The sequence below is a fragment of the Micromonospora sp. NPDC005161 genome (genome assembly GCF_053599855.1).
The window spans coordinates 1-13,281 of sequence record NZ_JBSFYQ010000043.1 but is presented as its reverse complement, the minus strand read 5'-3'; the positions used below and the strand labels follow the sequence as shown (position 1 = coordinate 13,281).

The window sequence follows — 13,281 nt, the reverse complement described above, 5'->3', positions numbered from 1 at the left end:
CACGCGGGCGACCGGCGGCGGGCACTAGAGGGCGGTCATGTCCCCGGTGTCGAAGAGCTCGGCGCGGTCCGATTCGGGCTTCCACAGGTCCGGTTGGGCCGGCTCCTGCACGCCGATGCGCAGCGCCTCCAGCTGGGCGGCGAAGGCCAGCCCGCCGAACAGCGCCATCCCGGTGAGGTTGGCCCAGAGCAGCAGCGCCATCATCCCGGTCAGCGCGCCGTACGTCTGCCCGAAGCCGTCGCTGAACCGCACGTACGCGGCGAGCAGCAGGCTGGCGAGCCACCACAGCGCGGTGGCGATGCCGGCTCCGAAGAACAGCCAGGACAGGCCAGGCTGCTTGCGGCGCGGCGCACGCCGGAACAGCACCGCGACGGCGAGCACGGTCAGCGCGAGGCTCAGCGGGAAGCGGACCACGGTCCAGATGCCGTCGGCGACCTCGCCCCACTCGTAGTGCTCCCGCACCGAGTCGCCCATCGCGCCGCCGCCCACCAGGATCAGGAAGCCGGCGAGCGCGGGCAGGCCGGCGGTGACGGCCAGCACGGCGGCGCGGAGGTACTTCCACAGCGCCGGGCGGTCCCGCTCCACGCCGTAGATCCGGTTGGCGCCCCGTTCGATCTGGGCCATCGTGGTGGTCAGTGCGACCAGCCCGGTGAGCAGACCGAGGGTGAGCGCCAGCTCACCGGCGTCCTCGACGCGTTCACCCTCGCCGAGCAGCTCGGCCACCATCTGCTCGCTCTGGCCGGGGGTCAGCGCCAGCACGGTGTCGGCGACGATGCGGCCGCCCTCCTCGACGCCCAGCTCGCTGATCAGACCGGTGAGAGCGATCAGGAACGGCACCACGGCCAGGCAGAGTTGCAGCCCGAAGGCCCGGGAGTGGCTGAACCCGTCGCCGTAGCGGAACCGGATGAAGGCGTCCCGCAGCAGGTGCCAGCCGCCCTGGCGGCGCAGGGTGTGCCAGGCGTCGTCGGCGGAGAGCTCCTCGTCGGCCATCAGCCGGGTCTCCGGCACGATCCGGGTGCTACTCACGGCGTGCTTCCTCGATCAGCTGCTCGCCTCGCTCCCCGGCGCTTCGCGCGTCGACGGCCAAGTCGGGGGCCTGCTCAGGCTGGGGCACACACAGCCAGAGCACCTGGGGCCGGACTTCCGCCCGCAGCTGCCGGCTGGGGGAGATGAGATCGCCGTCCAGCTCCCGGGGCTGGGCCCGGTTGCTGGTGACCACCACGCGCCGGCCGCGGAACACCTCCATCTGCGGCACCCGGCCGTTGCGCCGGATCACCGCCCAGCCGAGCGCGAGCCAGTGCCGCAGGTTTCGCGGGGTGAGCACGGCGATGTCGAGCCAGCCGTCGTCCGGCTCGGCCTCGGTGAGCAGCCGCACGCCGCCTTGGAGTCGGCCCACGTTGGCGATCAGCACCGACCGGGCCCGGCGGCGCACCGGCGGCCGGTCGTCGATGCGGATCTGCACCCGCATCGGCCGGTCCCGCAGGTGCCGGGCGGCGCCCACCACGTACGCCGGCCAGCCGATGCGGGCCTTGGTGGTCTCGGAGGTGGCGGCGAGCATCTGGGCGTCGAAGCCCATCCCGGCCATCACCGTGAAGTACCGGTCCTCGACGGCGCCGACGTCGAGGAGCCGCCGGCCGCGCTCGACGGCGACCTGGAGCCCGGCGGCCAGGTCGGTGGAGAGACCCAGGTTGGCGGCGAGCAGGTTGCCGGTGCCCTGAGGCAGCACGGCCAACGCCACGTCGGTGCCGACCAGGCCGCTGACGCAGGACATCACCGTGCCGTCGCCGCCGCAGGCGAAGACCAGGTCGACGCCGGCCTTGACGGCCTGCTCGGTCTGGCCGCGGCCGGGGTCGTCGACGGTGGTCTCGAACCACTGCGGCTCGGGCCAGCCGGCGGCGGCCAGGGCGTCGTTCACGGTGCGGCGCAGGTCGTCGAGATCGGCGACCTTCACCGGGTTGACCACCACGGCGGAGCGCAGTCCACCGTCGCCGCCCGAGGGCCGCCTGTCCTGTCGAGCATCCACGGCGCCAGTGTGCAGCACCGGGGCGGCTTCAGCGAGCCCGCGAGCGGCCCGCGTCGGAAGTGCCACAGACAGGTTTCAACGCGCCGGCCACCGCATCGTCAGGCCGCCGTCCGTAGCGCGCTCTCCACCCGGCGGCGCAGGTCGTCGAGGTCGACCCCGGCCTCGGTGAGCACCAGCGCGCCCAGCCCCTGCCCCTCGCGGAGCACCCCGAGCAGGATGTGTTCGGTGCCGATGTGGTGGTGCCGCAGCCGCACCGCCTCCCGCAGCGACAACTCGAGCGCCTTCTTCGAGCGGGGCGAGAAGGGCCCGCCCAGGTACCGCCGGCGGCCCCAGCGTCGGCGCGGCGCCGGCACGGCCTCGCGCAGGGCGTCCGGGCCGAAGGACTGCTCGATGCGGGCCACGATCGCGGCCAGGTCGATGCCGATCTCCCGCAGTGCCGCCGCGTCGGCGTCACCGAGGCCGGCGCCACCGCTGACGGTGTGCCGGCGGACCCGCTCGCGCAGGTCGTCGGAGCGGACGCCGGCGTCGGCCAGCACCCGGCTGGCCAGACCCGCCTCGTCGGCCGTGAGGGCGAGCAGCAGGTGCTCGGTGCCGACCGGGCGCTGGCCCTCGACCCGCGCCTCCTCCAGCGCCCGCCGCACGACCTCGCGCGCCCGGTCGGTGAACCGTTCGAACATCACGCCTCCCAGGATTGACTGACCGCCGGCCGCCCGGCGTGCTTCTTGTGGACCGCCTGCCGGCTGACCTCGAGCGCGTCGGCGATCTCCTGCCAGGACCAGCCCTGTCGACGGGCGTTGTCCACCTGGACCACCTCGAGCCGCTCGAGCAGCCGGCGCAGCGCGCGGACGGCGCGCAGCCCGACCCGGGGGTCGGTGCTGCCGGCTGCCGCCGCGAGTTCCGTCGCCTGACTCATGTCGTCAACATACGTTGACGGTGCCACTCGTGTCAACCATCGTTGACGAGCTGCCGCCATCACGTCCGGCGGCGCTGCCCGATCCGGCCCGCCATCGTTACCACCCGACTACCCTCGGTCAGGGACAGCGTGGTCGTGCCGGGCGCGACGCCCGGGAGGTGATGTCGGATGGCTACATCCGCCGATGCAGCGGTGCTGGTTGGCCTCGGCTCGGACCGCGACCTCCCGGTCGTTCACCAGGCCGCGCAGGAGGCCTCCGCGCACGGCCGGCCACTGCACCTGCTGCACACCTTCGACTGGCACGCGGCCTTCTCCGCCGACACCGTCGCCGCGCCCCGGGACCACGCCGAGGATCTGATCACGCGGGGCGCGCAACTGGCCCACGGGATCGAGCCGGGGCTGACCGTCCGCGGGGAGATCGTCGAGGGCGGCATGTTGCCCATCCTGATCCGTCGATCGGAAGCAGCCTTCCTGCTCGCGGTCGGCGACAGCGGGATGGCCGGCACCGCCAGGTGCATTCCGGCCGACACGTCCGCCGTGCAGCTGGCCGCGCGGGCCGGCTGCCCGCTGCTGGTGGTCCGCCAGGAGCAGCCGCCGCCGGGCCCGGTGCTGGTCGGGGTGGACGGATCGCCCAGCTCGACCCTCGCTCTGGAGTGGGCCTTCGAGTGCGCGGCCCGGCGCTGCACCCGGCTGCTGGCGCTGCGGGTGGTGGAGCCCGACGAGGACACCGACATGGTCAGCGACCAGCTGGCCGAGGTCGTGGCCCGGTTCTCCACCCGTCGGACGGACGTGGAGGCCCAGTGCCGCGTCATCCGTGGCGATCCCGGCCAGGTGCTGGTGGACGTGTCCCGCTCGGCGCAGGTCGCGCTGGTCGCCGCCCGGGGCGACGAACCGGGCCGCGGGATGCTGGGGGCGGTCGCCCAGTCCATGCTCTACCACTCCCCGGCCCCCGTGATCATCGTCCGAGGGCTGGCCGAGGCCCCGCTCACCGGGCCCGACGCCCACCCGGCCCGGGACCAACGGCCCTGACCTCAGGGCGCGGACGACGGCGAGGCTGGACGTCGGATGCCCCACTCCCCGATCTGCGAGAGGCACAGCATCATGGACACCGCACTCGATCCGAACCGGTCGATCACCGACGACGAGCTGCGCCGACTGCACGCCTACTGGCGCGCCGCGAACTACCTCACCGTCGGGCAGATCTACCTGCTCGACAACCCGCTGCTGCGGGAGCCCCTGACCCCCGACGACATCAAGCCGCGGCTGCTCGGCCACTGGGGCACCAGCCCCGGGCTCAACCTGATCTACGCCCACCTCAACCGGGTGATCGTGGCGCGCGACCTGAACGCCATGTTCGTCACGGGCCCCGGGCACGGCGGGCCGGCCATCGTGGCCAACACCTGGCTGGAGGGCACCTGGTCGGAGCGCTACCACGACGTGTCGCGCGACGAGGCGGGGATGGCCCGACTGTTCCGCCAGTTCTCCTTCCCCGGCGGCATCCCCAGCCACGTGGCGTCGGAGGTGCCGGGTTCGATCCACGAGGGCGGCGAGCTGGGGTACGCGCTGAGCCACGCCTACGGCGCCGCCTTCGACCACCCGGACCTGGTGGTGGCCTGCGTGATCGGCGACGGCGAGGCCGAGACCGGGCCGCTGGCCGGCAGCTGGCTCTCCAACGTCTTCCTCAACCCGGCCCGCGACGGCGCGGTGCTGCCCATCCTGCACCTCAACGGCTACAAGATCGCCAGTCCGACCGTACTCGCCCGGATCCCCGAGGCGGACCTGCTCGACCTCCTGCGCGGCTCCGGCTACCAGCCGTACGTGGTGGCCGGTGACGACCCGGCCCAGGTGCACCGCACCCTCGCCGCGACGCTGGACCGGGCGCTGGACGAGATCGCCGCGATCCAGCAAAGGGCCCGCTCCGGCGGCGTCGTCGAGCGTCCCCGCTGGCCGATGATCATCCTGCGGACGCCGAAGGGCTGGACCGGCCCCCGCGACGTCGACGGCAAGCAGGTGGAGGGCACCTACCGCGCCCACCAGGTGCCGCTGTCACAGGTACGCGACAACCCGGCGCACCTGGCCGAGCTGGAGCACTGGCTGCGCAGCTACCGCCCGGAGGAGCTGTTCGACGCGACCGGCGCGCCGGTGGACGAGCTGCGGACACTGCCGCCGCGCGGCGACCGGCGGATGAGCGCCAACCCGGTCACCAACGGCGGCGTGGTGCTCCGCGACCTGCGCCTGCCCGACTTCCGCGACTACGGCTTGGAGGTTCCCCACCCGGGCGAGCCGATGGCCGGCGCGACCGGGGCGCTCGGCCCGTGGCTCCGGGACGTCATCGCCGCCAACCCGCAGACGTTCCGGCTGTTCGGCCCGGACGAGGTCGCCTCCAACCGGCTGGACGCCGCCTTCGAGGTGACCGACCGGGCCTGGGTGGCGGCCACGGTGCCGGGCGATGAGCACCTCTCCCCCGACGGCCGGGTGATGGAGGTGCTCTCCGAGCACCTGTGCCAGGGCTGGCTGGAGGGCTACCTGCTGACCGGCCGGCACGGCCTGTTCACCAGCTACGAGGCGTTCATCCACATCGTCGACTCGATGCTCAACCAGCACGCCAAGTGGCTGAAGGTGACCCGGGCCATCCCCTGGCGGCAGCCGCTCGCCTCGCTGAACTATCTGCTCTCCAGCCACGTCTGGCGGCAGGACCACAACGGCTTCTCCCACCAGGACCCGGGCTTCATCGACCACGTGGTCAACAAGAAGGCCGAGGTGGTCCGGGTCTACCTGCCGCCGGACGCCAACACCCTGCTCGCCACGATGGACCACTGCCTGCGCAGCCGGCACTACATCAACGTGGTGGTGGCCGGCAAGCAGCCGGCACCGAACTGGCTGACGATGACCGAGGCGATCCAGCACACCCGGCGTGGCCTGGGCATCTGGGAGTGGGCCAGCAACGACGGCGGCACCGAGCCGGACGTGGTGCTGGCCTGCTGCGGTGACGTGCCCACCCTGGAGACGCTGGCCGCCGCCGAGCTGCTGCGTCAGCATCTCCCGGAGCTGAAGGTGCGACTCGTCAACGTGGTGGACCTGATGCGGCTCCAGCCGGACACCGAGCACCCGCACGGCCTGACCGACAGAGAGTTCGACACCATCTTCACCGAGGACCGCCAGATCATCTTCGCATACCACGGCTATCCGTGGCTGATCCACCGGCTCACCTACCGCCGTACCAACCACGAGAACCTGCACGTGCGCGGCTACAAGGAGGAGGGCACCACCACCACCCCGTTCGACATGGTGATGCTCAACGACCTGGACCGCTTCCATCTGGTCATCGACGTCATCGACCGGGTGCCCGGGCTGGCCGCCCGCGCCGCGCACCTGCGGCAGCAGATGGTCGACGCACGGCAGTCGGCCCGCGACTACACCCGCCGGTACGGCCAGGACGCCCCCCAGGTCGCGGAGTGGCGCTGGATCCGCGAAACCGATCCGACCAACCGCTGAGGAGGACGACGTGCGTGACGCGGAGATCCTGGTCGGCTACGACGGCTCGACCGACGCCTCGGTGGCCCTGGACTGGGCGCTCGACGAGGCCAGGCACAGCGGCCAGCCGGTGCGGCTGGCGTACGTCTTCGAATGGCTGACCGTGGCCGGCTGGGTCGGTCCGGGCGTGGCGCCCGGCGTCTGGCCGGACGACACCGCACGGCGGCAGGTGGAGGAACTGGTCCGGAAGGCGGCGACGCAGGCCGCCGCCGCGCATCCCGGGCTCACCGTCACCGGCGAGGTGTACGACGGCCCGCCCGCCCTGGTGTTGCAGGAACGCTCGGCCGAGGCCGGTCTGCTGGTGCTCGGCAGCCGCGGCCACGGCGGGTTCGGTGGACTACTCGTCGGGTCGACGGCGGTGGCGGTCGCCGCGCACGGGCACTGCCCGGTCGTGGTGGTCCGGGACGGGGCCAGCGGGGCACCGGCCGACGCGTCGGGTGGACCGGTGGCGGTCGGCGTGGACGGCTCCGAGCCGTCACTGGTGGCGCTCGGCTTCGCCGCCGAACGGGCGGCCCAGCGGCGGGTGCCGCTGCGCGTGCTGCACGCCTGGACCCAGGGCCCCGGCGGGGCGGCCGGAGCGCCGGACGAGCGGGCCGCCGTGGAGCAGTCGCTGGAGCCGTGGCGGCGGACGTACCCGGATCTCGCCGTGAGCATCGACCTGGTCCCGGGCAGCCCGGCGGCCATGCTGATCGAGGCGAGCCGTGACGCGCGGCTGGTGGTGGTGGGCAGTCGGGGCCGGGGCGGGCTGGCCGGCATGCTGCTGGGCTCGGTCAGCCAGCAGCTGATCCAGCACGCCCACTGCCCGGTCGCCGTCGTCCGGGAACGTTGACCCCGGGGGCGTAACGACCCGGCCCGACCGGGACCTACGACCCCTGCGCGCCGTCGTCGGATGCCACAGGATGGAGCGGGCAACCCCACGCGCATCACCGCCACGTCAGGCACGATGGGCAGAGACGGAGAGGTCGTGACGATGAGTCAGGAAGGCCAGCTGACCACCGCGCTGGCGGCGGCCGCGGCAACCGCCGGCCACGCCCCCTCGGTGCACAACACCCAGCCGTGGCGCTGGCGGGTGCTGCCCGACGCGTTGGAGCTGCGCACGGTCCGCGACCGCCAGCTCGCGGCCACCGACCCGGAGGGCCGGCTGCTCGCCCTGAGCTGCGGCGCGGCCCTGCACCACGCCCGGCTGGCGCTGGCCGCCGAGGGGTGGCGCGCGGTGGTGGAGCGGCTGCCCGACCCGAGCGACACCGAGCTGCTGGCCCGGCTGACCACCCTGGACCGCGCCGAGGTCGACCCGGACGCGATGCGGATGGTGCAGTGCATGCAGGTCCGGCACACGGACCGGCGGCCGGTCAGCGACGAGCCGGTGCCCACCGCCGCGATCGAAGGGATCATCCGAGCGGTCACCGCCGAGGGCTGCCGGCTCCAGATCCTCGACCGCGACCAGGTGCTGGAGCTGGCCGCCACGGCGGCGCACGCCGACACGGTCGAGGCCGAGGATCCGGCGCTGCGCGCCGAGCTGGCGTACTGGACCAGCCGGGCCGGCACCGGCACCGGGCTGCCGCCGGAGGTGCTGCCCGAGCAGCCCCCGCAGACCACCGTGCCGGCCCGCGACTTCGGCCGCCCCGGCAGCCTGCCGGTGGGCCCCGGCCACGACCGCATGGCGGTGTACGCGCTGCTGCACGGCGACGAGGACGAAGCGGACAGCTGGCTGCGCGCCGGCGAGGCGCTCTCCGCCGCCTGGCTGACCGCCACCCGGCTCGGCGTGTCGGCGGTGCCGCTCAGCGCGGTGGTGGAGGTGCCGGGCACCCGGCAGACCCTGCGACAGCTGCTCTCCGGCCTCGGCTTCCCGTACCTCGTGCTGCGGTTGGGGATCGCGGACCCGGCGCACGCGGGCCCGCCACACACCCCGCGGCTGACCACCGCGCAGGTGGTCGACACCTCCGCGGTCCGCGGCGGGCACGGCTGACGGGCCTGGACAGGACGGGCACCGGCGATACCATCGCGCGGTGACCAGCACGCCACAGCCCCGCAAGGAAGCCCAGGTGACCCCGTCGCTCGGGCTGAGCCCGCTGTCCCGGGTCCACCTCGACGAGCTGCTCCAGGAGATGCTGGACCGGGTCGGCGAGGTGGTCACCAGCCGGGAGCGGCTGCGCGCCCTGCTCGACGCGGTGGTCGGCATCGGCACCAACCTCGATCTGCGCAGCACCCTGCAACGCATCGTGCAGGCGGCCTGCGAGCTGGTCGGCGCCCGGTACGGGGCGCTGGGCGTGGTCGGCCCGGACCGGCTGCTCTACGACTTCATCGTGCACGGCATCACCCCGGAGCAGCACGCGCAGATCGGCGACCTGCCGCACGGTCGGGGCGTGCTCGGCCTGCTCATCGACGACCCCCGGCCGCTGCGGATGCCGGACATCACCCAGCATCCCCGCTCCTACGGCTTCCCGCCCAACCACCCGCCCATGCACAGCTTCCTGGGCGTGCCGGTGCGCATCCGGGAGCAGGTGTTCGGCAACCTCTACCTGGCCGAGAAGCAGGGCGGCGCGCAGTTCACCGAGGACGACGAGGAGATCGTGGTCGCGCTCGCCGCCGCGGCCGGCGTGGCCATCGAGAACGCCCGCCTGTACGCCCTGGCGCACCGGCGGGAACGCTGGCTGGCGGCGACCGCCGAGATCACCACGGTGCTGCTCGGCGAGGTCCGCCGCACCGACGCGCTGGCGCTGGTCGCCCGCCGCGCCCGGGAGGTCGCCGAAGCCGAGCTGGCGCTGGTCCTGCTCTACGACACCGACGCCGCGCAGTACACCGTCGAGGTGGTCGACGGCGCCGACGAGCAGGCGCGCGCGCTGGTCGGCACGGTCCTGCCGGCCGTCGACACCAGCTTCGGCGCGGCGATCGCCGAGGGCCGGCACGACCAGGTGGACGATCTCGCGCACGCCGCCCCGTGGCCGGCGCTGCTGCACACCGGGCCGGCGGTGATCTCTCCGCTGGCCACCGCCGAGACCCTGCACGGCGTGCTGGTGGTGGCCCACCGGCCGGACCGCGGTGGCGGCGCCACCGAGGACGACGTGGCCCTGCTGGGCAGCTTCGCCGGTCAGGCGGCGCTGGCCATGGAACGGGCCCGCGGCCAGGAGGAGCGGTAGCTGCTGGTGGTCCTGGAGGACCGTGAGCGGATCGCCCGCGACCTGCACGACGTGGTGATCCAGCGGCTCTTCGCCACCGGCCTGCAACTGCAGAGCGCCGCGCCGATGATGACCCGCCCAGAGGTGGCCAAGCGGATCAACGCCGCCGTCGACGATCTGGACGCGACCATCCGGGACATCCGCCGGACCATCTTCGAGCTGCGTACGCCGATGACCGCGGCTCTGCGTACCGAGATCCGTGAGGCGATCGAGGTGGCCGCCGAGTCGTTGGGCCACAAACCCCACCTGGAGCTGACCGGGCCGGTGGACAGCGCCGTCCCGGACGCGGTCCGCCCGGACCTCACCGCCGTGTTACGCGAGGGGCTGTCCAACGCGGTACGCCACGCGCAGGCCACCCAGGTCACCGTTGGCGTCCGCGTCGACGCCAGACACGTCACCGTCACGGTCACCGACGACGGGGTGGGCTGCGACCCCGCCGCCGCCCGGGGCGGCCTGATCAACCTGCGCGAACGCGCCGAACGTCACGGCGGCACCTTCACGGTCCGCCCGGTCGAGCCGCACGGCACCGAGGTCAGCTGGTCCGTGCCGCTGCGCGACTGACCGGGGCGGGTCGGCTCAGGAGGTCTTACCGAGCAGGCGGGTGGCCAGGACGGCGGCCTGGGTGCGGCGCTCCAGACCCAGCTTGGCCAGCACGCTGGAGACGTAGTTCTTCACCGTCTTCTCGGCCAGGAACATCTTCCCGGCGATCTCCCGGTTGGTCAGCCCCTCCGCCACGTACTCCAGGATCCGCCGCTCCTGCTCGGTGAGCGACTTCAGCTCGCGCGGCTGCTCGACGCCGTTGCGGATGCGCTCCAGCACCCGGGTCGTGATCGCCGGGTCGAGCAACGACTGCCCGGCCGCCACCCGCCGCACCGCGTCGACCAGGTCGGTGCCGCGGATCTGCTTGAGCACGTACCCGGCGGCACCCGCCATGATCGCCGCGAACAGCGCCTCGTCGTCCTCGTACGAGGTGAGGATCAGACCCTTGATGGACGAGTCGACGGCGCGCACGTCCCGACACACGTCGATGCCGTTGCCGTCGGGCAGCCGCGCGTCGAGGATCGCCACGTCGGGCCGCAACGCCGGAATACGGCGAGCCGCCTCCAGGGCGGAGCCGGACTCGCCGACCACCTCGATGTCGCCGCTGCTCTGCAACAGGTCGGCCAGGCCACGGCGGACGACCTCATGGTCGTCGAGGAGGAACACCCGGATCATTCCTCGTTTCTACCCCGGTCCCGCGACCCGCGCACGGGCCGAAGGTCCCGACCGGGGCGGTCCGAGGTCCGGGGTGGGCCGGCGCACCAGCCAGGGGCGGTGGGGCCCGACGGGTCGGGACGTCCGGCCCTGCCCGGCACCCACCCGACGGACGGACCGTAGGGGTGCGGCGAACGTCGGAGCACCGCCGGCTGCCGGCCATCGGAGAGGAGCACCGCCATGGACATCGGCTACACATCGGCCCACCTGCGGACCGCCGCCGTGGACGCGGTCCGGGCACCCTCGCTGCACAACACCCAGCCGTGGCGGTTGCGGCTGCGCGACGGCGGGATCGAGGTGCTGGCCGACCCGGCCCGGCGGCTGCCGGCGACCGACCCGAGCGGGTGGGGCGTCCGCATCGCCTGCGGCGCGGCGCTGTTCAACCTGCGGATCGCGCTGGCCGTGGCCGGCGTCCCGGCCCGGGTGCGGCTCCGCCCCGACCCGGCCGAGCCGGACCTGCTGGCCCGCCTGGTCCCGGACGTTCCGCGCCCGCCCACGCCCGGCGAGCAGAGCCTGCACGCCGCCATCCCCCGCCGGTTCAGCAACCGGATGCCGTTCTGGCCGAACCCGGTGCCGGCCGACGCCCGGTGGCGGCTCGGCGAGGCGGCCCGCGCCGAGCAGTGCTGGCTGGAGCTGTTGATCGGGGTGAGCGCGGTTTCCGCGTTCGGCGAGATCGCCCGCGGCGCGCACCGCGTACTGGAGCGTGACCCCGCCTACCGGTCAGAGCGCGAGCGGTGGCTCCGCCAGGAGCCCGCGCCGGACGGCGTGCCGGCCTCGGCCGGCGGTCCGCAGAGCGAGCCGCAGGACGTGCTGCCGGCGCGCGGTTTCGGCGGGCGCGACCGAGCCCCGAGGCGCGACTTCGAGCCGGAGCCACTGGTCGGGGTGCTCGGCTCGGTGGGCAACACCGCCGTCGACCAGGTGGTCGCCGGGCAGGCCCTGCAACGGGTGCTGCTCACCGCCACCGACGCCGGGCTCAGCGTGTCGCTGCTCTCCCAGCCGATCGAGGTACCCGGCGCGCGGGAGCAGCTACGGCTGTCACTGGGCCGGTTCGGCGCGCCGCAGATGGTGCTGCGGATCGGTTACGGCCAGCCCGGCCGGCCGACCCCCCGCCGCGCTGTCGACGAGGTGCTGGACCTGCCGGTGGCACCGGCCCCCTGAGCCGGCGCCACCGCCCCGCTCGACGAACCCCCGTTCAGGCGGCGAGCAGCGCCGCCTCCCGCGCCGGGTCCAACCCCACCGTCGCCCGGCGCGGCTTGCCGGCACGCGGCGGCACCGACCCCACCGCGTCCAGCCAGCGCCAGGTGTCGGCGACGGTCTCCGTCACCGGGCGGCAGGTCAGCCCCGCCGCGTACGCCTTCTCCACGCCGCGCTCCTGCAACCACCGGAACTCGTGACGCGGCGGAATCCAGATCGGCAGGTCGTTCCAGGGCACGACGCCGGCGGCCAGGATCGCTGCCGGGTCGGTCCAGCGCAGCGTCGCGCCGGAGCCGGTGACCTTGACGACCGAATCCAGCAGCTCACCCATGGTGGTGTGCCCCGAACGGCTGACCACGTTGAACGCACCGCCGACCCCTTCGGCGGCCCGGTCCAGCGTCCACCCCACCAGATCGCGTACGTCGATGTACTGCACGGGCAGGTCCACCGGGCCGGGCGCGAGCACGTCACCGCCGCGGGCCACCCGCCGCAACCACCAGGGCAGCCGGCCGATGTCCTCCCCCGGCCCGAGGATCAACCCGGCACGCACCAGCAGCGCCCGCTCGCCGTAGACCTCCGTCGCGGCCAGCTCCCCGCCCGCCTTGCACTCCGCGTAGTCCCCGTCGACGGCATCGGCGGACGCGTCCACAGTGGGTGCCTCCTCGCCGACGTGCGTCGGCGCCGGCGGGGCGTAGACCGATCCGCTGGAGATGTAGGCGTAGTGCGGGACCGCCCCGACCAGCGCGCGGGCCGCGTCCCGCACCGCCCGGGGAGCGCTGTCCCAGGTGTCGACCACCAGGTCCCACTCACCGCCCGCCAGCGCCGCCAGGCCGCCCGGCGCGCTCCGGTCACCCCGCAACCGGTGTACGCCGGGTGGCGTCGACCCGTGCAGCCCCCGGTTGAACACCGTTACCGACCAGTCCCGACGGACCGCTTCGGCGACCGTCGCACCACCCACGAAACCCGTCCCGCCCAGCACCAGCAGTCTCATGCGGTCCACCCTGCCGGGTCGTGGCGACGGGCGGCACCCGTGTTCACCCGTAGCGGATCTCCCCACAGCAGAACGCGCTCCGACGGCGACGTCGTCCAACGCGGAACGGCTCGTTACCGGTATTCCGGTAACGAGCCGGTGCGCGGTGGAGGGCGAAAATGGGTTTGAACCAGAGAACACGTACGTGTCAATGAAA

At 73.8% G+C, this 13,281-nt stretch carries 11 protein-coding genes and 1 pseudogene; 6 read left to right on the top strand and 6 right to left on the bottom strand.

All coding sequences use genetic code 11. The features are described 5' to 3' along the window. Window positions 1-24: 24 nt before the first annotated feature. From ACWD5O_RS30120 to ACWD5O_RS30105, 4 genes are all read right to left on the bottom strand, one after another. Complete coding sequence (locus ACWD5O_RS30120; protein WP_387325229.1) at window positions 25-1,026, bottom strand: YihY/virulence factor BrkB family protein; 1,002 nt, start codon at window positions 1,024-1,026, stop codon at window positions 25-27. Continuing rightward, window positions 1,019-2,023, bottom strand: a complete 1,005-nt coding sequence (locus ACWD5O_RS30115; protein ID WP_450087388.1) for a diacylglycerol/lipid kinase family protein — start codon at window positions 2,021-2,023, stop codon at window positions 1,019-1,021. Before ACWD5O_RS30115 ends, ACWD5O_RS30120 begins: the two co-directional genes overlap by 8 nt. A gap of 98 nt (window positions 2,024-2,121) precedes the next feature. Beyond that, window positions 2,122-2,700 (bottom strand): Clp protease N-terminal domain-containing protein, encoded by a 579-nt coding sequence (locus ACWD5O_RS30110; protein ID WP_450087387.1) that lies wholly within the window; start codon window positions 2,698-2,700, stop codon window positions 2,122-2,124. Continuing rightward, window positions 2,700-2,936, bottom strand: a complete 237-nt coding sequence (locus tag ACWD5O_RS30105) for an HTH domain-containing protein (protein WP_089017004.1) — start codon at window positions 2,934-2,936, stop codon at window positions 2,700-2,702. Before ACWD5O_RS30105 ends, ACWD5O_RS30110 begins: the two co-directional genes overlap by 1 nt. A 168-nt stretch (window positions 2,937-3,104) precedes the next feature. Between ACWD5O_RS30105 and ACWD5O_RS30100 the strand changes: the two genes are divergently transcribed. The 5 genes and pseudogenes from ACWD5O_RS30100 (at window position 3,105) to ACWD5O_RS30080 (ending at window position 10,207) form a co-directional block, all read left to right on the top strand. Then, window positions 3,105-3,965, top strand: coding sequence for a universal stress protein (locus ACWD5O_RS30100; protein ID WP_450087386.1), 861 nt, complete (start codon window positions 3,105-3,107; stop codon window positions 3,963-3,965). 72 nt (window positions 3,966-4,037) lie between these two features. Then, window positions 4,038-6,431, top strand: coding sequence for a phosphoketolase family protein (locus tag ACWD5O_RS30095; RefSeq protein ID WP_450087385.1), 2,394 nt, complete (start codon window positions 4,038-4,040; stop codon window positions 6,429-6,431). A 10-nt stretch (window positions 6,432-6,441) separates the two neighbouring features. Then, the gene (locus ACWD5O_RS30090; protein WP_450087384.1) at window positions 6,442-7,299 is read left to right on the top strand and encodes a universal stress protein; all 858 of its coding nucleotides are present in this window, start codon (window positions 6,442-6,444) and stop codon (window positions 7,297-7,299) included. 141 nt (window positions 7,300-7,440) lie between these two features. Continuing rightward, window positions 7,441-8,436: an Acg family FMN-binding oxidoreductase gene (locus ACWD5O_RS30085; RefSeq protein WP_450087417.1), complete on the top strand. Its 996-nt coding sequence runs from the start codon at window positions 7,441-7,443 to the stop codon at window positions 8,434-8,436. A 94-nt stretch (window positions 8,437-8,530) separates the two neighbouring features. Continuing rightward, window positions 8,531-10,207: pseudogene (locus ACWD5O_RS30080) on the top strand (GAF domain-containing protein). 15 nt (window positions 10,208-10,222) lie between these two features. Here ACWD5O_RS30080 and ACWD5O_RS30075 read toward each other — a convergent pair. Next, window positions 10,223-10,861 (bottom strand): response regulator, encoded by a 639-nt coding sequence (locus ACWD5O_RS30075; protein WP_089017008.1) that lies wholly within the window; start codon window positions 10,859-10,861, stop codon window positions 10,223-10,225. Window positions 10,862-11,080: 219 nt separating this feature from the next. Here ACWD5O_RS30075 and ACWD5O_RS30070 point away from each other — a divergent pair, with 219 nt between their 5' ends. Continuing rightward, window positions 11,081-12,058 (top strand): Acg family FMN-binding oxidoreductase, encoded by a 978-nt coding sequence (locus tag ACWD5O_RS30070; protein WP_450087383.1) that lies wholly within the window; start codon window positions 11,081-11,083, stop codon window positions 12,056-12,058. A 34-nt stretch (window positions 12,059-12,092) separates the two neighbouring features. Here the strand turns inward: ACWD5O_RS30070 and ACWD5O_RS30065 are convergent, their stop codons facing one another. After that, window positions 12,093-13,085 carry an NAD-dependent epimerase/dehydratase family protein gene (locus ACWD5O_RS30065; RefSeq protein WP_450087382.1) on the bottom strand — a complete coding sequence of 331 codons (993 nt, stop codon included), beginning with the start codon at window positions 13,083-13,085 and terminating at the stop codon, window positions 12,093-12,095. Window positions 13,086-13,281: the final 196 nt, after the last annotated feature.